This window comes from uncultured Methylophaga sp., from assembly GCF_947259025.1.
Classification (GTDB): domain Bacteria; phylum Pseudomonadota; class Gammaproteobacteria; order Nitrosococcales; family Methylophagaceae; genus Methylophaga.
Map to the genome: position 1 here is coordinate 354022 of NZ_CAMYKO010000006.1, position 21835 is coordinate 375856.

Sequence of the window (21835 nt, forward strand, 5' to 3'; positions counted from 1 at the left end):
TGCTAGCGTTTTGTCAAAATAAGAGGTCTGCATGCTGATAGATTGGCATCAGGTTTATGCGTCGGTGTGGCGCAGCCATAGCGGAAAATTAAAACCCGTGACCCGACTTGATCCGGTAAGACTCAAGGAACTCAAGGGGATCGATAAGCAAAAGCAGGCGCTGCTTGATAACACCTGCCACTTTATCAATGGCAAACCCAGCAATCATGCGATGTTGTGGGGCGCCCGGGGCACCGGCAAGTCTTCCTTGATTAAAGCGGTGCTGAACGAAAAGGCCCAGCAGGGGCTGCGCATGGTGCAGATCGACAAGGATGAACTACATCATCTGCCTGAAATTCTCGACTCGCTGGAAGACGCCGACCCGCAGTTTCGCTTTGTGATCTTCTGTGATGACTTGTCATTTGAAGAAGGCGAGTCCAGTTACAAGCCCTTAAAAACCCTGCTGGAAGGCGGGCTGGAACTACCGCCTGAGCATGTGCGTCTCTACGCCACTTCCAACCGCCGCCACCTGTTGCCGGAAAAACAGTCTGAGAATCAGCTCAGCGGCCTGGTGGATGGCGAAGTTCACTATGCCGACAGCCTGGAAGACAAACTGGCGCTGTCGGATCGTTTCGGGCTGAATCTGTCTTTTTACCCCGCCAACTGGGATAACTACTTTGCGATTGTCGAGTCATTGTTTGCCGGGCTCAATGTTGATCCCCAGCAACTGCATGAAGCGGCCCGGCTCTATGCCATGGGGCGTGGCAGCCACAGCGGCCGCACCGCCAAGCAGTTTTATCAATATTACCGCGCCGGGCTGCCGGATTAGTCGACGCCTATAGCGTTGCCTGCCGATAATGCAGCAAGCGCCGCAGCGCGGGTGCCAGCAAGGCGCAGATAAACATCACCAGCGTCATCGGCCAGGGTGTGCCGTCGCCCAACATACCAACTAGAGAACCGCTCACCGCCCCGGTGGCAAAACCGCCGGCGCCGAGCAGGGCCGTGGCGGTGGCACTGTTACTGGGAAAATACTCCACCGTGCTGGAAGTCGCATTGGACACAATCAGCCCCATAATGCCGATGTAAATAATCACCAGTGGTATCACCACGACCAGTGAAGGCGCCGAGCTGAGGCCAATATAAGTGAGTAAGAGTGTCGCGGCAGTCAGTTGACCGGCCTGACCGACTTTTAAAATATTTTGCGGTCGATGACGTTGCAGCAGCCTTAAATTCAGGCGGTTAAACAACATCATGGCAATCACGTTGGCACCAAACACAAAGGGATAAAGGGTCTCGCTGAGTCCGAAATAGCCCATATAAACGGCAGGCGAGCCGGTGATAAACGCAAACATGCCGCCCAGGGCAAAACACTGACAAAAGATAAAACCCACCGCACAGCGATGACTGAGCACCATCTTGTAGCGACGCAAAGCGCTGGGGCGGTGCTCGGTTATGTGCCGGGTTTCAGGCAGTTTGAAAAACAGGGTGCTGCCAATCAGCAAACCATAGACCAGTAGAAAGTCGAAGATCAGCCGCCAGCCACTGAGCTGCAATAGCAGCATGCCAATCAACGGTGCCAGCAAGGGCGCCAGCATCATGATCACGGCCATATTGGACAAGTGCCGGGCACTTTCCTGTCCTTTACTTAAATCACGAATCACCGCCGCCGAATTGACCACGGCCAGCCCACCGCCGAAGGCTTCAACAATGCGGCAGACCCAGACCCACTCCATGGTGGGACTGAAAATAATGCCCAGCGTGCCCAGACAAAAAAGGCTGATACCACTGCCGGTTGCTGCTCGCCGTCCGAAATGATCGGAAAACGGGCCACCAATGATCTGACCTACAGCAAAGCCTGCCAGAAACAGACTCAGCGAGAGTTCTGTGTCGTGGATACTGACGTTAAAAAATGCTGACATTTCCGGCATAGCCGGCAGGTAAGCGTCAATTGCCAACGGCGTCATCGCCGTTAAGGAAGCCAGCAGCAGGATAAGCGAACGCAGCCTGATAGCAGAATCTTTCATTCAGCGTCGACCTCTGTGCAGTCAAGCTGATACAGGCAGGTCTTGAGTAACTGTGATAACTGGTTTTTTTCACTGGCTGGTAGCCCCGACATCAGTGATTGAATCAAGGCAAAGTGCACTGGGTAAACGCTATCAATGAGGTTTTTCCCCTTGTCCGTTAAAGACACTTTGATGCTACGCCGATCCTGACTGCAGTGTTGTCTGACAATCAACTGTTTATTCTCCAGTCTGTCCAGACGACTGGTCATGGCACCGGAACTGAGCAACATAGCCTGATACAACTGCGACGGCGTCAGAGCCGGCTCTCCGCAGCGCCGCAGCGCCGCCAGCACATCGAATTCACCGGCTTTTAAATCATGCTGGGCATGCAGTGCGGCCAGTCTCGTCTCCAGTGCTTTACTGATGCGTAACACCCGCGCCACGATTTGCAGGCTATTGAAGTCGGTCGACAAGCCCACTGTCTGCCACTGATTGGCAATCACGTCGATGTCGTCTTCTGTTTGAGATTTTTTTGTCATAGCAGCTGCGCTGTTCAATCAAATAACAAAGTCGGAATAATTACTTTATATAAAATATCTTTACATAAAGATAAATATTTGTAAAAAATTGATTCTCCTTATAAAAGAAGGTGGTTGATTAGCGCCCATAACAGTGTGAGAAATGTTATGTGCACGCAGATTCATATTGAAATCAGCCTGCCAGATTTCTATAATGTGCGTAGATCGCAATGATCAGAAGGATGGCAGTCCGGCGAAGTCCGCCGTCTGTTTCATCATGCAGAACATGCCGTTCTGATCTCACTTAAATTGAATAGCAAGGTGCGCAATAACGCTGATTTTGTTTGAAAAAACGAAATCGACGCTTGCACGTCATGGTATTGCTTTGTCTCGGAGAGGAACCCTGTGAGTCATTACAAGCCGTATAACGGACCTGCCGCCGGCTGGGGTGCCCTGGTCAGTGTGACCCGTAACTGGTTGGGCAGTAAGAACGCAATTAAAAACATTCGCGCCATGCTCAAAACCAATCAGGATCATGGTCTTGATTGTCCCGGTTGCGCTTGGGGCGAGACCCCGGAAAAGCACTTTATCAAGTTCTGCGAAAACGGTGCCAAGGCAGTAAACTGGGAGGCGACCAGCCGCCGCGTCGATCCGACATTCTTTGCCAAACACAGCAATAGCGAATTGCTGGAAAAAAATGACTACTGGCTGGAGTCTCAGGGGCGTATCACCCACCCGATGCAATACAATCCAGACACCGATCATTATGAAGTGGTCACCTGGCAGCAGGCTTTTGATTTGGTGGCACTACACCTGAATCAATTGCAATCACCGGATCAGGCCGAATTCTACACCTCTGGCCGTGCCAGTAACGAAGCGGCATTTTTGTACCAACTATTCGTGCGTGCTTATGGCACCAATAATTTCCCTGACTGCTCCAATATGTGTCACGAAGCCAGTGGTATCGGCATGACCGAGAGTCTCGGGGTAGGTAAAGGCACCGTCACTTTTGAAGATTTTGCCGAAGCCGATGCCATTTTTGTGCTGGGCCAGAATCCGGGTACCAACCACCCGCGCATGCTGGAACCTTTGCGCGAAGCGGTCAAACGTGGTGCGCAGGTAGTCTGCTTTAATCCACTTAAAGAACGGGGTCTGGAGCGTTTTCAGCATCCTCAGAGCCCGCTGGAAATGCTCACCAACGAATCCGAGCCCACCACCAGTGCTTATTTCCGTCCGGCGCTGGGCGGTGATATGGCGGCAATTCGCGGTATGGTCAAGTTCCTTTTGCAGTGGGAACGTGAAGCACAGACGCAGGACAAACCGGCAGTTTTCGACCGCGACTTTATTGCCGAGCACACAGACGGTCTGGATGATTATCTGGCCGCCGTTGATGACACCAGCTGGGATCATATTGAGCAGCAATCGGGCCTGAGCCTGACGGATATCGAGCTGGCAGCCAGTATGTACCGTAAATCAGACAGGGTCATTATGTGCTGGGCCATGGGCGTTACCCAGCATCTGCATTCAGTAGCGACAGTACAGGAAATCATCAACCTGCAACTGCTGCGCGGCAATATCGGCAAGCCGGGTGCCGGCCTGTCACCGGTACGGGGCCACAGTAATGTGCAGGGCGACCGCACCATGGGTATTGATGAGCAACCGCCGGCTTCTTTGCTGGACGCGCTGGAACATCGCTTCCAGTTCAAAGTCCCGCGCGAACATGGTCACACTGCAGTCAAGGCGATTGCGGCCATGGAGCAGGGCGAGGCCAAAGTCTTCTTCGGGTTGGGCGGTAATTTTGTCCAGGCCGCGCCGGATACGCCACGTACTTATGCGGCCATGCAGAACTGTGACCTGACGGTACATATCTCCACCAAGCTCAATCGCAGTCATCTGGTGACCGGAAAGCAGGCGTTGATTCTGCCCTGTCTGGGACGGACTGAGTTTGATATGCAGAAAGGTGGTAAGCAGGGCGTTACTGTGGAAGACACTTTCAGCATGGTGCATATCTCCTTCGGTCAGATGAAGCCGGTGTCGCCGCTGCTTAAATCAGAAGCTGCGATTATTGCCGGTATTGCCGAGGCGACGCTGGGCAATCACCCGGTAGAGTGGAACTGGCTGGTGGAAGATTACAGTCGCATTCGTGACCTGATCGCAGATACCATCCCCGGTTTCAGTAACTTCAACAGCAAGGTGGATCAGCCCGGTGGTTTTTATCTGGGCAATAACGCCGCGGACCTTTACTGGGGCACAGACAGCGGTAAAGCGAATTTCTGCGCCAATGCCTTGCCGGAGACTCTGGTTAACCCGGAAATCACGGCACGCGGCGACAAACCGGACTTAATCCTGCAGACCATGCGTTCCCATGATCAGTACAACACAACGGTTTACAGTATGAATGACCGTTACCGCGGTGTTTACGGTATGCGTGATGTGATTTTTGCCAATGAAGAAGATATCCGCAAGCTCGGCTTTGAGCCCGAGCAGAAAGTCGATCTGGTCTCCCTCTGGGGCGATGGCAAAGAACGTCGCGTGAAAGCATTTACGCTGCTCAGTTACGATATCCCCCAGGGACAGGCGGCGGCATATTATCCGGAAACTAATCCACTGGTGCCGTTGGAGAGTGTAGGTGACAAGACCTTTACCCCGACCTCTAAATTTATTGCCATCAGACTGGAAGCGGCCAGCGAGGCCAACGCGGCCTGATTGTTTAACAACCCAAGATCAGCGAAAATACACGGTTTGCCGATATCGTCGGTAAACCGTTTTTCGTTGAAAGAGCAGATTGATCAATGTCATCCAGCCCCGTCCAAGAAGCCGCCAGCCAGCGTCGTACGTTTGCGATTATCTCGCACCCTGACGCCGGTAAGACCACGCTGACCGAAAAACTGCTGTATTTCGGCGGTGCCATCCAGATGGCGGGCAGCGTCAAATCTCGCAAAACCGACAAGCACGCCACCTCCGACTGGATGCAGATGGAGAAGGAGCGGGGCATATCGGTGACCTCGTCGGTGATGCAGTTTCCCTATAACGACCGTATCGTTAACCTGCTGGATACACCGGGCCACGCCGACTTCTCTGAAGACACTTACCGGACACTGACTGCAGTGGATTCTGCGCTGATGGTGATCGACAGCGCAAAAGGTGTTGAGGAGCGCACCATCAAACTGATGGAAGTGTGCCGTCTGCGTGATACGCCGATCCTGACCTTTATCAACAAACTCGACCGCGAAGGCCGCGAACCCATTGAGTTGCTGGACGAAGTAGAGACCATTCTCAACATCCAGTGCGCACCGATTACCTGGCCGATTGGTATGGGCAAGGGCTTTAAAGGTATTTTCCATCTGCTCAACGACAGCGTGCACCTGTTCGAGCCGCACAGTAAAGAAGCGGGAGAAATCATTCAGGGGCTGGATAATCCCCGGTTGGATGAGTTGTTCGGTAGTTTAGCTGAAGACCTGCGCGAAGAAATTGAACTGGTGCGTGGTGCCAGTCATGACTTTGAGCTGGATGAGTTTCTGGCCGGCAAGCTGACCCCGGTATTTTTCGGCTCGGCGATGAATAACTTTGGTGTTACCGAGTTGATGGACTCCTTCGTTGAGTATGCCCCGGCGCCACAACCCCGCGAAACTAAATCACGTGATGTTGCCGCCGATGAGGACAAGTTCAGCGGTTTTGTTTTCAAAATCCAGGCCAATATGGACCCCAAGCACCGGGATCGCATCGCCTTTATGCGGGTCTGCAGTGGCAAATACAGCAAGGGCATGAAGCTGCATCAAACCCGTATCGGCAAGGATGTCACCATTGCCAACGCAGTGACCTTTATGGCCGCCGAGCGCGAACAGGCGGAAGAAGCCTGGCCGGGCGATATTCTGGGGCTGCATAACCATGGCACCATCCAGATCGGCGATACTTTCACCCAGGGTGAAGAGCTGCAGTTCACCGGCATCCCTTACTTTGCGCCGGAACTGTTCCGCCGCGTGCGGCTGAAAGATCCGATGAAGAACAAAGCGTTGCTCAAAGGCCTGACCCAGTTGAGTGAAGAGGGCGCGACCCAGTTGTTCAGGCCGCTGGATAATAACGACCTGATACTGGGGGCGATCGGTGTGCTGCAGTTTGATGTTGTGGTATCCCGCCTCAAGGGCGAATACAACGTCGAATGTGCCTACGAGCCAGTACAGGTTCACACAGCGCGCTGGGTCTACTGCGACGATGAGCGCAAGCTGGAAGAGTTTAAGAAAAAAGTATCCACTAATCTCGCATACGACGGTGCCGGGAATCTGACTTATATTGCTCCCACACGCGTTAACCTGGATCTGACCATCGAACGCTGGCCGGATATCGAATTCCGCGCCACCCGCGAACATTTGTAGCCGGCTGCTCCGGCCCGATAACGGGCTGATGCGCGACCCTTGCTTTTGTTCGCAAAACTCAAGCAGAATGACAGTAGGCATTTTGCTGAAAGGGACGAACGGATGAAAGTCAGGTCGATCACCAAGAACAAGGGCAAGCCGGTTATTGGCTTAACGCCATCGGATTCACTGGACAAGGCCGTCATGCTGATGATGGAACACCGTATCGGCTCACTGGTGGTGACTGATGATGCCGGCAAACTGGTCGGCATTCTGTCCGAGCGTGATCTGCTTAACATTCTGCATCAGAAGCATGCGATGTGGAGTCCCGTCACTGTGGGCGATGCCATGACCCCGGATCCTTATGTCTGTGAACCGGATGACAGCTTGGAAGACTGCATGAACATCATGGTGGATTACAATGTGCGCCACCTGCCGGTGGTCTACAAGGGCCGGCTGGAAGGCATGTTATCCATTACTGATATCGTGGAAGAATTGCTGAAAAAAGCCAAGTTTGAAAACAAATTACTGAAGAATTACATCCAGAACTGGCCCGACGCCGAGCACGAACAATAAGCCTCAGGCTTTATCATCCAGCGGGAACCGGGTGGTGCGTTCGGTCTGAAGCTTGTTATCATCGGCAAACTCCATCAGAAAGTTGAACAGCATTTCATCCTGCTGTTCCAGCACCGCATCCACCACCACACATTTAATACCGTCTATCGACGCCAGACTCACATGTGGATGAAAGATAATCCGCCGGCCCGGGCCGTAGGAAGCCACAGCACCGCACAATCGTTCAGCCCAGTCACTGGGGCGGAATTTGCCGCCGTCCCGGGTCAAACCGCGAATAATTACCTTTTCCGAAGTGGCCATATTGACTAGCTCGAACTGAATAAGACGATATAAAACCGTCATTCTACTGTAATTCGCTCGCCTTGCATAAGCACAGGCAGGGGCCGCTCTGAGCCTGCATGCATTTACTGGCAATAAATGGAAGGGTCAACAGTGGCCTAAAAAGTCCGTATAATTACCGCTTTCGTTTTTCGACAACACGAGAAGCTTGTGGCCGACTACAAACACACACTGAATTTACCTGCGACCGGCTTTCCGATGAAAGCCGGTTTGCCCAACCGTGAACCGCAAACGCTGGCACGCTGGCAGGAGATTGATCTTTATAACAAGCTGCGTGAGCAGGCCGAAGGCCGTCCCCAGTTTATTCTTCATGATGGACCACCCTACGCCAACGGTGACATTCATATCGGCCATGCGGTCAATAAAATTCTCAAGGATATTATTCTGAAGTCCAAAACCCTGAGTGGGTTTGATGCGCCCTATGTGCCGGGCTGGGACTGTCACGGTCTGCCGATTGAACTCAATGTCGAGAAAAAAGTCGGCAAGCCGGGCGTTAAAGTCAGCCCCAAGGAATTCCGCGATGCCTGCCGCAAATACGCGGCCAAACAGGTTGATGGCCAACGTGAAGACTTTAAACGTTTAGGCGTCCTCGGCGAATGGGATAACCCCTATCTCACCATGGACTTCAGCTTTGAAGCCGATATCATCCGCACCCTGGGCCAGATCATTAAAGCCGGTCATCTGCACAAAGGCGTTAAGCCGGTACATTGGTGTGTTGATTGTGGTTCAGCGCTGGCTGAAGCCGAAGTCGAATACGAAGATAAAACCTCGCCGGCGATCGATGTGCGCTTTAAAGTCATTGATCCGACAGCCTTCGACACGGCAGCCGGAGTCAGTGGCAACGGTGAGATTAATGTGCCTATCTGGACCACCACGCCGTGGACGCTGCCGGCCAACCAGGCGGTATCACTCAACCCTGAGTTGACCTACGTCGTAGTACAAACCGCCGATGAACGCCTGCTGCTGGCAGAAGCCCTGTATGAAGCCGCGCTGGAACGTTACGGCCTGGAAGGTGAGGTGATTGCCCGGGTTAAAGGCGAAGCGTTTGAAGGCCTGCAATTGCAGCATCCGTTTTATGAGCGCCAGGTGCCGGTGATCCTCGGTGATCATGTCACCAGTGATGGGGGTACCGGTGCTGTGCATACCGCCCCCGGCCACGGTCAGGATGACTACACGGTGGGCCTGAAATACGATCTGGAAGTGGACAACCCAGTCGGTAGCAATGGCTGTTTCCTGCCTGATACGCCGCTGTTTGCGGGTGAAATGGTGTTCAAGGCCAACCCGCAAATCACTGACTTGCTGCAGGAAAAAGGCGCTTTGCTGGCGCATGAAAAGCTGAATCACAGCTATCCGCACTGCTGGCGTCATAAAACGCCGATCATCTTCCGTGCCACGCCGCAGTGGTTTGTCAGCATGGATCAGAACGGCCTACGCCAAGCGGCGATGAAAGCCATTGCCGATACCGAGTGGATGCCGGACTGGGGCCAGAAACGCATTGAAGGTATGGTTGAAGGCCGTCCGGACTGGTGTATCTCCCGTCAGCGCACCTGGGGCGTACCGATCCCGCTGTTTGTGCACAAGCAAACCGGCGAATTGCATCCAGATACCGAATCCCTAATTGAACAGGTAGCAAAAAAAGTCGAGGCCGACGGTATCGATGCCTGGTTTGAAATGGACGCCGAAACGCTACTGGGTAATGAAGCTGCAGACTATGACAAGGTCAGCGATACACTTGATGTCTGGTTCGATTCCGGTGTGTCTCATGCCTGTGTGTTGGCGCGCCGTGAGTATCTGAACCGTCCAGCTGATCTGTACCTGGAAGGCAGCGATCAGCACCGCGGCTGGTTCCAGTCATCCTTGCTGACCTCAGTCGCGACCACCGGCGCCGCGCCCTACAAAGGCGTATTGACCCACGGCTTTACCGTGGATGCTGAAGGCAAGAAGATGTCCAAATCCAAGGGCAATGTGGTCGCGCCACAAAAGGTGATGAAAAACCTGGGCGCCGATATCATTCGTCTTTGGGTGGCAGCGACCGATTACAGTGGCGAGATGCATGTCTCGGACGAGATCCTCAAGCGCACCGCTGACTCTTATCGCCGTATCCGTAACACCGCGCGTTTCCTGCTCTCCAATCTGAGTGATTTCGATCCGGCAGACAACCTGCTGGCGGTCGACAAAATGCTGCCACTGGATCGCTGGGCTTTGGATCGGGCTTATCAGGTTCAGCAGGATATTCTGAAAGCCTACGACAGCTACCAGTTCCATCAGATCTACCAGAAGGTGCATAACTTCTGTGCCAATGAAATGGGCAGCCTGTACCTGGATATCACCAAGGACCGCCAGTACACCATGCAGGCCGACAGTGTGGCGCGTCGCAGCTCACAAACCGCGATGTATCACATCCTGGAAGCCCTGGTCCGCTGGATTGCGCCTATCTTAAGCTTCACTGCTGATGAGCTTTGGTCTTACCTGCCGGGTGAGCGTAATGAGTCGGTCGTGCTCAATACCTGGTACGACCAACTGGTCGCAATGGATGCCGACAGCCAGTTTGATCTGGCGTTCTGGAACCAGGTGTTTGAAGTGCGTGATGCGGTAGCTAAAGAACTGGAAAACCAGCGTAATGCCGGTCATATCAAGGGCGGCCTGACTGCAGAAGTCACGCTTTATGCTGATGAAGCCCTGTTTGCCAAACTGGATAAGTTGGAAGACGAACTTCGCTTTGTGTTGATCACTTCCCAGGCCAATCTGAAACCGCTTGCTGACAAGCCTGCTGAAGCAGTTGATACTGCGCTTGGAGGCCTGTCCGTTACTATCGCGGCCTCTGCCCACAAGCGTTGTGATCGCTGCTGGCATCAGGTTGAATCAGTAGGGCAAGACCCGGCACATCCGGAGCTTTGTGGCCGCTGCATCAATAATATCGAAGGAGAGGGCGAGCAGCGCCGCTTCGCCTGATGATGATGCTGAAATGGTTAAACCTGTCGGCGCTGGTGATCGTGCTGGATCAGTTGACTAAGTCGTTCATGGTCCATTGGCTGGAATTGCACCAGACGGTTGAAGTTGTGCCGTTTTTCAATTTTACGCTGGCACATAACTATGGCGCGGCGTTCAGTTTTCTGGCTTCGGCCGGGGGCTGGCAGCGCTGGTTTTTTGTGTTGCTGGCAGTGACTATCAGTATCGTGCTGACAATCTGGCTAAAACGCCTGCCGGCCCATGCCAAGCTGGAAGCCACCTCGCTGGCTTTGATTCTGGGCGGGGCGTTAGGCAATGTGATCGACCGCTTGATTTATGGTTATGTGATCGATTTTCTGGATGTTTATTACGGCAGCTATCACTGGCCAGCCTTCAACATTGCTGACTCGGCGATTTGTATTGGTGCGGTGCTATTAATTTTGGACAGCTTCAGAAACAAAACGGAGCCACAATGAGTTTTTGTGACCTGGCAGTCAGCGGTGTCGCCGAACTGCAACCCTATGTGCCCGGTAAGCCGATCGAAGAATTGCAGCGTCAATATGGCGTGCGTGATGTCATCAAGCTGGCTTCCAATGAAAATCCGCTGGGGCCTTCCAAGGCGGCATTAGCGGCGGTGGCCAAGGCATCCAAGGAAATGACCCGCTATCCCGACGGCAATGGCTATGCGCTGAAAATGGCACTGGCTGAAAAGCTGCAGCTGGCCCCGGAGCAAATCACCCTGGGTAACGGGTCCAACGATGTGCTGGAATTACTGGCTAGGGCCTTTGCCGGCAAGAGCGATGAAGTCGTGTTCTCCGAACATGCTTTTGCCGTCTATCCGCTGGCGACCAAAGCGATTGGTGCCACTGGCGTTGCTGTACCGGCTAAAGATTATGGTCATGATCTGGACGCCATGCTGGCAGCGATTAACAGCCGTACCAAGCTGGTCTTTATTGCTAATCCGAATAATCCGACCGGAACCTGGGTTGAAGCTGATGAGATCCTGGCATTTCTGGAAAAAGTACCGGAGCAGGTGCTGGTCGTGCTGGATGAAGCTTACGTCGAGTATCTCGACCAGCAGCATCATGCCGTTGACTGGTTACATGATTACCACAACCTGGTCATCACCCGTACTTTCTCCAAGGCCTATGGCCTGGCCGGTCTGCGTATTGGCTATGCGTTGTCGCACCCGGAAGTAGCCGATTTACTCAACCGTATTCGTCAGCCATTCAATGCCAACAGTCTGGCCCAGGCCGCGGCTGTTGCCGCGCTGGGTGACGAGACTTACCTGCAGCAGTCACGTGATCTGAATCAGGCAGGCATGAAACAACTGATCGCCGGTTTTGAGCAGTTGGATTTGAGCTTTATTCCCTCCAAAGGCAACTTTATTGCGGTCAACGTGCAGTCCAATGCCGCTGAAGTCTATGACGATCTGCTTTACGAGGGCGTCATTGTCAGACCTGTCGCCGGCTATGGCTTGCCGCAGCATTTGCGGGTCAGTATCGGCCGTGCCGAGGAAAACCAGCGTTTTCTGGACGCGCTATCCAGCGTGCTGGGACGAAGCTGATGATTAATCGTCTGGCAATTATTGGTGTTGGCCTGATCGGCGGTTCGCTGGCTTTGTCGTTGAAGCGCAAGGGCGCCGTGAATGAGGTGGTGGGCTATGCCCGCAGTGAGGATGCCCGCCAGCAGGCGCTGGAACTGGGCATTATTGATCAGGCAGCCAGTTCGTTGGCGGACGCTGTGGCAAATGCCGATATGATCTTCGTCGCCGTGCCCATGGGGGCGATGGCAGAGGTCTTTGCCGGCATTGCCGGCCATTTAAACCCGGAAGCCATTATCACCGATGGCGGCAGCGCCAAAGCGCAGGTTGTTGACGCGGCCCGCGAGGCGCTGGGTGACAAGTTCCGCCAGTTTGTGCCGGGTCATCCGATTGCCGGTACTGAAAAAAGCGGTCCGGCTGCAGCCTTTGCCGAATTATACAAAGACCACCGTATTGTGTTGACGCCGGTGGCTGAGACTGATGCGGCAGCCACTGCCAAGGTCAAGCAAATGTGGAAGCTGACCGGAGCAGAAGTGTTTGAAATGCAGGTCGATCATCACGATACGGTGTTGGCGGCAACCAGCCATTTACCGCATGTGCTGGCTTTCAACCTGGTAGGCATGCTGTCGGAACGTGATGATTGTGATGAAGTGCTGCGTTATGCCGCCGGCGGTTTCCGTGATTTTTCCCGTATTGCCTCCGGTGACGCCGTGATGTGGCGGGATATCTGTCTGGGCAACCGGGATGCGATCCTGGGACTGCTCGAGCAATATCACCAAGGCATGAACCGTATTGAAAAAGCCATCCGTGATGGTGATGGCGATTACCTGATCGATGTGTTTTCCCGTGCCAAAAAGGCCCGCGACAGCCGGTTTGCCGATCCCGATTTAATTGACAACAGCGAAGTCTGAGAGGCCCAAGCAGCAGTGTCTGGCGAAAATAACAAGAAATTTATTGTCCATCCCGGCGGCGTTATTCAGGGCGAATTGCGGGTGCCCGGCGATAAATCTATCTCCCACCGCAGCATTATGCTGGGCGCGCTGGCAGAGGGCACAACGGAGGTCACCGGCTTTCTGGAAGGCGAAGATGCCCTGGCCACCTTGTCCGCTTTTCGCGCTATGGGCGTCGAAATCATCGGCCCTGACAAGGGTAAGGTCACTATCCACGGTGTTGGCATGCAGGGCTTGAAAGCACCCCAAGCCGAGCTGGATCTGGGTAACAGCGGGACGTCCATGCGTTTGCTCAGTGGGCTGCTGGCGGCGCAGGACTTTGATGTGACCCTGACCGGTGACAAGTCACTGTCAGCTCGGCCCATGAAACGGGTCACCGATCCGCTGGCTTTAATGGGCGCTGAAATCGGCACCAGCGATGGCAAACCGCCGCTGAAAATTCAGGGTGGTAACAAGCTGAAAGGCATCGATTACGATTTGCCTATGGCCAGTGCCCAGGTCAAATCCTGCTTGCTTCTGGCAGGCATGTACGCTGAGGGCAAAACCTCGGTCACCGAACCGGCACCGACTCGTGATCATACCGAACGCATGCTGCAGGGCATGGGCTATCCGCTGGACGTGAATGGCAGCACTGTCACCATTGAAGGCGGCCACAAGCTTGAAGGCTGTCGGATTGATGTGCCTGCTGATATTTCCTCGGCGACCTTCTTCATGGTCGCGGCCGCGATCGCCCCGGGCAGCGACGTGACCCTCAAACATGTGGGCATCAATTCAACCCGCATTGGCGTTATCAATATTCTTGATTTGATGGGAGCAGATATCAGCCTCAGTAATGAGACTGAAACCGGCGGTGAGCCGGTGGCCGATATTCGTGTCAGATATGCGCCGCTCAGAGGGATTCAGATCCCTGAAGATCAGGTGCCGCTGGCGATTGATGAATTCCCGGCGCTGTTTATCGCTGCAGCCTGTGCTGAAGGACGGACTGTTCTGACCGGCGCTGAGGAACTGCGGGTCAAAGAAAGCGACCGTATCCAGGTGATGGCTGATGGTTTGCAGATCCTGGGTATTGATGCTGAGCCGACGGCAGATGGCATTGTGATAGAGGGCGGTGTGATCGGCAGTGGCGAGGTAGAGGGGCACGGCGATCACCGGATTGCCATGTCATTCGCTATCGCCGCCTTGCAGGCTGGAGGATCGATTCAGATTAATGACTGCGCCAATGTGGCGACGTCATTTCCGGGCTTTGTCGAACTGGCTCGTGAAGCGGGACTAAATATTGAGGTCATCGATGAGTGATATTCCGGTGCTGACGATTGATGGCCCCAGCGGCTCTGGCAAAGGCACCATTGCCCAGATGATTGCCCGTGATCTGGGCTGGCATTACCTGGATAGTGGCGCGATTTACCGGGTGCTGGCACAGGCTGCACTGAAGCACAATATAGAACTGGACGATGAGATTGCCCTGACCGATCTGGCGCAAACGCTGGATGTCAGTTTCACCGTGGCCGGTGGCGAGCTCAAGGTGATGCTGGAAGGGCAAGATGTGAGTTTGCTGATCCGCAGCGAAACGGCCGGCAATGCTGCCTCGCGGGTTGCGGCACTGCCGCCGGTTCGAGCCGCCTTGTTGCAAAGACAGCGCGACTTCCGGACAATGCCGGGTCTGGTGACAGACGGCCGCGACATGGGCACCGTGGTGTTTCCTGACGCGCCGTTTAAAGTTTTTCTGACGGCGAGCGCCGAAGAACGGGCGCAGAGACGTTATAAGCAGTTGAAACAGAAAGGAATTGAGAGTAACCTTTCTGATCTGATCGCAGAAATCTCCGAACGTGACAGACGAGACAGCGAACGCAAGGTCGCCCCACTAAGGCCGGCCGAGGGTGCGCTTATCCTCGATTCTACTGAACTCGGGATTGATGCGGTTTACAAACAGGTTAGCGCATTTTGCGCTGACAGGTGATTTGGCCCCGGTCGGCCATGCTGGTCGGGATGTAAAACGATCCTGCTTCTCGCAGGTGATAACTTTTGGTGATCCTGTTTCTCAACACAGGGTCAAGGATAACGAACATGAGCGAAAGCTTTGCTGATCTCTTTGAAGAGAGTCTAAATTCAACCCCAATGCAACCAGGCAAGATTGTTACCGGTACGGTAGTCAATGTTGGTGCTGATGTTGTCATGGTCAATGCCGGTCTGAAATCTGAAGGTGCGATTCCGGTCTCAGAATTCCTTGATGAAAATGGTGACGTTGCCGTCTCCGTCGGCGATCTGGTCGATGTTTCACTGGAATCACTGGAAGATGGCTTTGGTGCGACCCAACTGTCGCGTGACAAAGCTAAACAGGCTGAAGCCTGGACTAAATTGGAACATGCCTATGAAGCCGGTGAAACCGTTAACGGTATGATCTCCGGTAAGGTTAAAGGCGGTTTCACCGTCGATCTTAAGAATATCCGTGCCTTCCTGCCAGGCTCTCTGGTGGATATCCGTCCTATCCGTGATACCACCCACCTGGAAGGTAAAGAACTCGAATTCAAATTGATCAAACTGGATCGCCCGCGCAACAACATCGTTGTTTCTCGCCGTGCGATTATGGAAGAAGAAAACAGTGCCGAACGTGAAGCGCTGCTGGAAACCCTGGAAGAAGGTAAAGTCGTTAAAGGTATCGTTAAGAACCTGACTGACTACGGTGCCTTTGTTGATCTGGGTGGCATCGACGGCCTGCTGCACATCACTGACATGGCTTGGAAACGCGTTAAGCATCCTTCTGAAGTTGTGGCCATCGGCGACGAAATTGAAATTCAGGTTCTGAAATTTGATAAAGAGCGTGAGCGTGTTTCTCTGGGTCTGAAACAAATGGGTGACGATCCTTGGAAAGATATCGCACGTCGTTATCCGAACAGCACCCGTATTCACGGTAAAGTCACCAACATCGCTGACTACGGTTGCTTTGTTGAAATCGAAGATGGCGTTGAAGGCCTGGTTCATATGTCAGAAATGGACTGGACCAACAAGAACGTTCACCCATCTAAACTGGTCGCCCTGGGCGATGAAGTTGAAGTCATGGTGCTGGACATCGACGCTGAGCGCCGTCGTATTTCACTGGGTATCAAACAGTGCCAGGCCAATCCTTGGGAAGAGTTTGCCATGACTCATAACAAGGGTGACAAAGTCACCGGTGCTATCAAGTCAATCACTGACTTTGGTATCTTCATTGGACTGGAAGGCGGTATCGACGGTCTGATTCACCTGTCTGATATTTCCTGGGAAGAAGACAACGAAGAACTGATTCGTGACTTCAAGAAAGGCGATGATGTGGAAGCCGTGGTTCTGGCTATTGATCCTGAGCGTGAGCGTATCTCGCTGGGTATCAAGCAACTGCAGGACGACCCGTTCTCTTCATTCCTGTCTGAACACCCACGTGGCAGCATCGTCAACGGTACCGTTACCGCTGTTGATGCACGTGGTGCCAATGTAGAACTGGCTGATGGTGTGGAAGGTTACATCCGCGCTGCTGATATCGCGCGTGAGCGTATCGATGATGCCAGCAAAGTTCTGAACATCGGTGATGAGGTTGAAGCGAAATTTACCGGCATGTCGCGTAAAGATCGCACCCTGAACCTATCAATCAGAGCCAAGGACGAGAAGGAAGAAGCAGAAGCCGTTAAGGAATACAGCAATGTATCCAACAGCGGCAACACCACTTTGGGTGATTTGCTGAAAGAGCAAATGGATCAGAAAGACAGCTAATTGTCTTGCTGAAAAGCATGCACCCGGCTCGCCGGGTGCATGACTTTTACCTCCCAAAGCCTCCCTTCTTAACACCGGTGTTTGGTGCATTATTCCAGGAACAATAAAGACATGACCAAATCAGATTTGATAGAAGCATTATCTGACAAACAATCTCTTTTGAATTACCGTGATGTTGAGCTGGCAGTGAAACTGATCCTCGAACAAATGAGCGACAGCCTGTCCCAAGGTGATCGCATCGAGATCCGCGGTTTTGGCAGTTTTACACTGCACCACAGACCGCCGCGTGTTGGTCGTAATCCCAAAAGCGGTGAGTCAGTCAAGCTGGACGAAAAATTTGTCCCGCATTTCAAACCCGGCAAGGAACTGCGAGACCGGGTCAACGATGCGGCCGGTTTTTAGCCGTAGCTTATGAAACTGAGTCAGGAAGCGGTTAGTGAATTTAACCAAATCCACTCATACGACAATGACCAAGTGGTTATTCGTCCCCAACATCAGACCCGGCTCGATACAGTCGGGTCTAATTTTATTCTGACCCGCGATCAGCTGATTAGCGAATGGTCAGTCTCAGATATTCAATCCATCACCGCCAGCCAACTGGCTGAACTTGAGCAATTGGCGCCGGAAGTCATTATATTTGCTACTGGCTCTGGTCTGTGCATCGAGTTTCAAAACATTGCCCAGAAACTGATGCTGTCTCACATCGGTGTCGAGTTCATGGAACTGGGCGCTGCCTGCCGCACCTTCAATCTCCTGGTCAGTGAACAACGCAAGGCACTGCTTGCAGTGAGTTTTGACGCGGTGTGAATCCGTCCGCACTCTGCCTGAAAAATCAACGGCAGAAGCCGCTGCTATCATTGATTTTTCCTTAATTGAGCATGCTAAGTATTTGTTTTTTTTATAGCTGCCATGACAAGCAGGGGTAAAACCGCTGGTTAGAACTTGACCACCTTCGCGGTTCTTAGGAAAATTCTCGGTTGCATCAATAAATAAGCCACGACAAGATCGCTGCAAATTTGCTTGCTGTTTGATCCAGATCAAGACAGTGACAGCAGTGAGAGGCGACTTTACTGTAAAATTCAGGGTGCTTTATCTATTGCGTGTGAAGAAAAGGGTCTTGAGGCCGACAAAATTATAAGGGCATCGGGACAGAGTTTTCCAAAGAGAGAAGGTGTGGTCGCTATGCAAGCGGAACAGCAGCAGTATAACTTTCAGGTGGTCAAGTGGTTCGCCTATATGGCGTGTCTCTATCTGGTCATCGGCACCGGCGTTGGTGTCTATCTCGCCTCGGAACTGGCCTGGCCAATTCTGAACTTTGACAATCCTTATATCAGTTTCGGGCGTCTGCGTCCGGTGCACACCAACACGGTGATTTTTGCCTTTGGTGGCTCCACACTGATGGCCACGGCGTATTACGTAGTGCAAAGAACCTGTGGCACCAGCCTGTGGAGTAACAAAATGGCCTGGTTCACCTTCTGGGGCTGGAACCTTGTTATCCTGAGTGCCTTTATCACTCTGCCTCTGGGCTTTACCCAGTCTAAAGAATATGCCGAGCTGGAATGGCCGATTGATATTCTGATTGCTGTAGTCTGGCTGGCCTACACGTTCAACTTCATCATGACCATTTCTATCCGCAGAAACTCGCACATCTACGTGGCGAACTGGTTCTTTCTGGCAATGATGATCATGATTACCTACCTCCACGTGGTCAACAGCTTGGCGATCCCGGTTGAACTGTTCAAATCCTATTCCATCTTCGCCGGGGTACAGGATGCCATGATCCAATGGTGGTGGGGCCATAACGCAGTGGGTTTCTTCCTGACTGCGGGCTTTTTGGGCATCATGTATTACTTTGTTCCCAAGCAGGCTAATCGCCCGGTCTATTCCTACCGTCTATCGGTGATTCACTTCTGGGCGCTGGTATTCGGCTACGTCTGGCTGGGTGCTCACCACCTTCAATATACTGCGCTGCCTGACTGGACCGGTTCTCTGGGCGCGGCTATCTCTCTGGCCATGATTATTCCGTCCTGGGGTGGTGCCATCAACGGTATGTTCACCCTCAGCGGTGCCTGGGATAAACTGAGGACCGACTACACCCTGCGTTTCCTTATCGTATCGCTGGCGTTTTATGCGATGTCTACCTTTGAAGGTCCGGTCATGGCATCGAAAACCGTTAATGCTTTGTCGCACTACACTGACTGGACCATTGGTCACGTTCACTCTGGTGCGCTGGGCTGGGTGGCGATGGTCTCTATCGGTGCGCTCTACCACATGGTGGAAAAACTGTGGGCGACCAAAATTTACTCATCACGCCTGGTCAATATTCACTTCTGGATGGCGACCGTAGGTACCGCGATCTACATCACCGCAATGTGGGTGTCCGGCATCATGCAGGGTCTGATGTGGCGTGCTTATGATGAATACGGCAATCTGGCCTATACTTTCGTCGAATCTGTCGCTCAGATGCATCCGTATTATGCGATGCGTGCCGTCGGCGGTCTGATTTTCTTCCTCGGTGCCTGTGTGATGCTGTTTAACGTCACTGTTACCATCCGCCGTGCTATTGCCAAACCATCTCCCGAGATGGCCACAGCAGCTAATATTTAGGAGACTGGAATGTCTGATCATAATTCTAATAAACCAGTTACCTTCCAGGAGAAACTGGAAAAAAATATCTGGGCGCTGGTGCTGGCCACTGCATTGGTGGTCTCGGTCGGTGGTATTGTTGAAATCGTACCGCTGTTTTATCTCGACACCACCTTTGAAGATGATGTCTACCCTGAGTATGAAGAGCTGAAAGGGGTGCGTCCTTACACCGCGCTGGAACTGGCCGGACGTGATATTTATCAGCGTGAAGGTTGTTACCTGTGTCACTCACAAATGGTACGCCCATTCCGCGATGAAAAAGATCGTTACGGCCATTACTCTTTGGCGGTGGAATCCAAATACGACCATCCGTTCCAGTGGGGTTCCAAACGGACCGGCCCTGATCTGGCCCGTGTCGGCGGCAAGTATTCCGATGCCTGGCATATTCAGCATTTGCGTGAACCTCGTTCAGTCGTACCTGAGTCAGTCATGCCTAACTACCCATGGCTGGATGATGCCACCGTGGATGGGGTAGGTATCGAAAAACGCCTGCGTGCGATGAAAGCCTTGGGCGTCCCTTACACCGACGAGCAGATCAACGGTGCTGCAGAAGCGGTTGAGGGTAAAACCGAAATGCAGGCGCTGGTCGCCTATCTTCAGGTTCTCGGTACCATGGTGAAATTCGAGCCAGGCAGAGATTATCGTGAGTAAACTCCAGGAATATTTTCACACTGATTGGAGTGCAATGACCGTCACCGACTGGTTCGGCCTGGTATTTACGGTAGTGATCTTTCTGCTGATGTTGGGGCTTTATATCTGGGTTTTGAACCCGAAAAACAAAGATAAAATTGAGTCCCACCGTACCATGCCGCTGGACGATGACGAGACAAATTCGGAGAAAAGAGATGGCAGATAATAAAAATAACCCTAATGAGGTTCCTGATACTGGCCATGAATGGGATGGTATTCGTGAGCTTGAAAATGAACCCCCACGCTGGTGGACCAATGCGCTCTACCTGAGCGGCCTCTTGGTACTGGTTTATTTTATTCTTTATCCGTCTCTGCCCCTGGTGAATGAGAGCACCAAAGGTCTGCTGGGCTGGACACAGATCAAAGAGTACAAAGAAAACCTGGCCGAAGTTGAAGCCAAAAGGGCACCGTTTGAAAACAAGCTGGCTGACATGTCAGTCGAGGAAATCCTCGCTGATACCGAAATGCGTAATTACGCGGTTGGTTCCAGTAAAGTGCTTTACGGTGACAACTGTGCCGCCTGCCACGGCACGGGTGGTATTCCTGCCAAAGGCTCCGGTTATCCTATCCTGGCGGATGACGACTGGCTTTACGGCGGTGATGTCAACACGATTGTTGAAACGCTGGCCAAAGGTCGTCAGGGCATGATGATGGCACATAAAGACACACTCAAACCTGAAGAAGTGGATGGTCTGGTGCAGTTTGTGATGAATGCTGCTGACGGTAAGGCGACTGAGGCAGGCTGGAAGCTGTTTAACGACAAGGGCTGTGTTGGTTGCCACGGCGCTGATGGTAAAGGTATTCAGCAATTGGGTTCAGCGAACCTGACTGATCAGATCTGGCGTTTTTCAGGTGAAGAAGAGGAAATCCGTCACACTATCCTGCATGGTGTGAATGACCCCTCCGATCCACAAACTCGTGTCGCTGTGATGCCGGGCTGGAACGAAAAACTGGCCGTCAAGCTGGAAGCATTGAAGTGGGAAGAAGAACCGGAGTATGACGGTACCGAGACCCAGCGTCTGACCGAGACTGAAATCAAGAAACTCGCCGTTTATGTCCACCAGTTTGGTGGCGGACAGTAATTAAACCTGGCCCCGCTCACCGGGGCCGTCGATCTCTCTGACGGAGGAAACAAATAATGGGATTTGATGCGGTTGTTATTGGCGCCATCGCCAGTGTGGTGATTTCCATACTTGTGGTGGGCGTGATTGCCTATCGTGTTCTCAGACAGATAGGTGATGACAAAGCTCAGGACTGATAGGCTCATGCCTCAGAAAGCCGGCCCAGGCCGGCTTTTTTATCTCAATCCCGTATTTGTTTTACTGGTTTTTAGTCTGACTCCCCAACTTCATTAAGGTCTCATTCATGTCTGAGCAGCAGGAAGTGGTGATCGACACGTCGGCAATCTATGACGATGTGGCTGACTGGCACGTCAACACCGGCGGCGAGAAAGTCGTTGCCAAACGTCTGAAAGGACGGTTCCGGCTGCGTAAATGGATGGGCATGTCCGTCTGGTCGCTTTTCTTTCTCGGTCCCTACCTGCGTTGGG

General features: G+C 52.9%; 20 protein-coding genes and 1 pseudogene. 18 read left to right on the forward strand and 3 right to left on the reverse strand.

The annotated features are described in order from the left end of the window. The first annotated feature begins 31 nt into the window (after positions 1-31). Positions 32-808: an ATP-binding protein gene (locus Q0X64_RS11770; RefSeq protein ID WP_297813218.1), complete on the forward strand. Its 777-nt coding sequence runs from the start codon at positions 32-34 to the stop codon at positions 806-808. Between the two features lie 7 nt (positions 809-815). Here the strand turns inward: Q0X64_RS11770 and Q0X64_RS11775 are convergent, their stop codons facing one another. Continuing rightward, the gene (locus Q0X64_RS11775) at positions 816-2003 is read right to left on the reverse strand and encodes a multidrug effflux MFS transporter (RefSeq protein ID WP_297813221.1); all 1188 of its coding nucleotides are present in this window, start codon (positions 2001-2003) and stop codon (positions 816-818) included. Further along, entirely contained in the window at positions 2000-2521 is a 522-nt protein-coding gene (locus tag Q0X64_RS11780; RefSeq protein ID WP_297813224.1) for a MarR family transcriptional regulator, read from the reverse strand. Before Q0X64_RS11780 ends, Q0X64_RS11775 begins: the two co-directional genes overlap by 4 nt. A gap of 384 nt (positions 2522-2905) precedes the next feature. Here Q0X64_RS11780 and Q0X64_RS11785 point away from each other — a divergent pair, with 384 nt between their 5' ends. From Q0X64_RS11785 to Q0X64_RS11795, 3 genes are all read left to right on the forward strand, one after another. After that, complete coding sequence (locus Q0X64_RS11785) at positions 2906-5206, forward strand: FdhF/YdeP family oxidoreductase (protein WP_297813226.1); 2301 nt, start codon at positions 2906-2908, stop codon at positions 5204-5206. Positions 5207-5292: 86 nt separating this feature from the next. Beyond that, positions 5293-6873, forward strand: a complete 1581-nt coding sequence (locus Q0X64_RS11790) for a peptide chain release factor 3 (RefSeq protein WP_297813229.1) — start codon at positions 5293-5295, stop codon at positions 6871-6873. Positions 6874-6975: 102 nt separating this feature from the next. Continuing rightward, the gene (locus Q0X64_RS11795) at positions 6976-7428 is read left to right on the forward strand and encodes a CBS domain-containing protein (protein WP_297813232.1); all 453 of its coding nucleotides are present in this window, start codon (positions 6976-6978) and stop codon (positions 7426-7428) included. A gap of 3 nt (positions 7429-7431) precedes the next feature. Here Q0X64_RS11795 and Q0X64_RS11800 read toward each other — a convergent pair whose 3' ends face one another. After that, on the reverse strand, positions 7432-7728 hold the full coding sequence (locus Q0X64_RS11800; RefSeq protein ID WP_297813235.1) for a DUF3579 domain-containing protein: 297 nt from the start codon (positions 7726-7728) through the stop codon (positions 7432-7434). 189 nt (positions 7729-7917) lie between these two features. Here Q0X64_RS11800 and ileS point away from each other — a divergent pair, with 189 nt between their 5' ends. The 14 genes and pseudogenes from ileS to Q0X64_RS11870 form a co-directional block, all read left to right on the forward strand. Continuing rightward, a complete protein-coding gene (gene ileS, locus Q0X64_RS11805) occupies positions 7918-10719 on the forward strand; it encodes an isoleucine--tRNA ligase (RefSeq protein ID WP_297813239.1) in 2802 nt (933 codons plus the stop codon). A 5-nt stretch (positions 10720-10724) separates the two neighbouring features. After that, the gene (gene lspA, locus Q0X64_RS11810) at positions 10725-11192 is read left to right on the forward strand and encodes a signal peptidase II (RefSeq protein ID WP_297813297.1); all 468 of its coding nucleotides are present in this window, start codon (positions 10725-10727) and stop codon (positions 11190-11192) included. Further along, entirely contained in the window at positions 11189-12283 is a 1095-nt protein-coding gene (hisC, locus tag Q0X64_RS11815) for a histidinol-phosphate transaminase (RefSeq protein ID WP_297813242.1), read from the forward strand. The genes lspA and hisC overlap by 4 nt, the downstream gene beginning before the upstream one ends. After that, positions 12283-13170 carry a prephenate dehydrogenase/arogenate dehydrogenase family protein gene (locus Q0X64_RS11820; RefSeq protein ID WP_297813245.1) on the forward strand — a complete coding sequence of 296 codons (888 nt, stop codon included), beginning with the start codon at positions 12283-12285 and terminating at the stop codon, positions 13168-13170. Before hisC ends, Q0X64_RS11820 begins: the two co-directional genes overlap by 1 nt. Before the next feature lie 15 nt (positions 13171-13185). Continuing rightward, complete coding sequence (gene aroA, locus Q0X64_RS11825; RefSeq protein ID WP_297813248.1) at positions 13186-14505, forward strand: 3-phosphoshikimate 1-carboxyvinyltransferase; 1320 nt, start codon at positions 13186-13188, stop codon at positions 14503-14505. Continuing rightward, on the forward strand, positions 14498-15166 hold the full coding sequence (cmk, locus tag Q0X64_RS11830) for a (d)CMP kinase (RefSeq protein WP_297813250.1): 669 nt from the start codon (positions 14498-14500) through the stop codon (positions 15164-15166). The genes aroA and cmk overlap by 8 nt, the downstream gene beginning before the upstream one ends. A gap of 107 nt (positions 15167-15273) precedes the next feature. Next, positions 15274-16950, forward strand: coding sequence for a 30S ribosomal protein S1 (gene rpsA, locus Q0X64_RS11835; RefSeq protein ID WP_297813252.1), 1677 nt, complete (start codon positions 15274-15276; stop codon positions 16948-16950). A 111-nt stretch (positions 16951-17061) separates the two neighbouring features. Continuing rightward, the gene (locus Q0X64_RS11840) at positions 17062-17352 is read left to right on the forward strand and encodes an integration host factor subunit beta (RefSeq protein WP_297813254.1); all 291 of its coding nucleotides are present in this window, start codon (positions 17062-17064) and stop codon (positions 17350-17352) included. Positions 17353-17361: 9 nt separating this feature from the next. Continuing rightward, complete coding sequence (locus Q0X64_RS11845; protein WP_297813256.1) at positions 17362-17757, forward strand: MTH938/NDUFAF3 family protein; 396 nt, start codon at positions 17362-17364, stop codon at positions 17755-17757. Between the two features lie 375 nt (positions 17758-18132). Beyond that, on the forward strand, positions 18133-19557 hold the full coding sequence (ccoN, locus tag Q0X64_RS11850) for a cytochrome-c oxidase, cbb3-type subunit I (protein ID WP_297813259.1): 1425 nt from the start codon (positions 18133-18135) through the stop codon (positions 19555-19557). A 9-nt stretch (positions 19558-19566) separates the two neighbouring features. After that, positions 19567-20247 (forward strand): cytochrome-c oxidase, cbb3-type subunit II, encoded by a 681-nt coding sequence (gene ccoO / locus Q0X64_RS11855; protein ID WP_297813262.1) that lies wholly within the window; start codon positions 19567-19569, stop codon positions 20245-20247. Between the two features lie 34 nt (positions 20248-20281). Beyond that, complete coding sequence (locus Q0X64_RS11860; RefSeq protein WP_297813265.1) at positions 20282-20452, forward strand: cbb3-type cytochrome c oxidase subunit 3; 171 nt, start codon at positions 20282-20284, stop codon at positions 20450-20452. Further along, positions 20442-21368 (forward strand): cytochrome-c oxidase, cbb3-type subunit III, encoded by a 927-nt coding sequence (ccoP, locus tag Q0X64_RS11865; RefSeq protein ID WP_297813268.1) that lies wholly within the window; start codon positions 20442-20444, stop codon positions 21366-21368. The genes Q0X64_RS11860 and ccoP overlap by 11 nt, the downstream gene beginning before the upstream one ends. Positions 21369-21651: 283 nt before the next feature. After that, positions 21652-21835 (forward strand): annotated as a pseudogene (locus Q0X64_RS11870) (cytochrome c oxidase accessory protein CcoG); the annotation flags it as partial.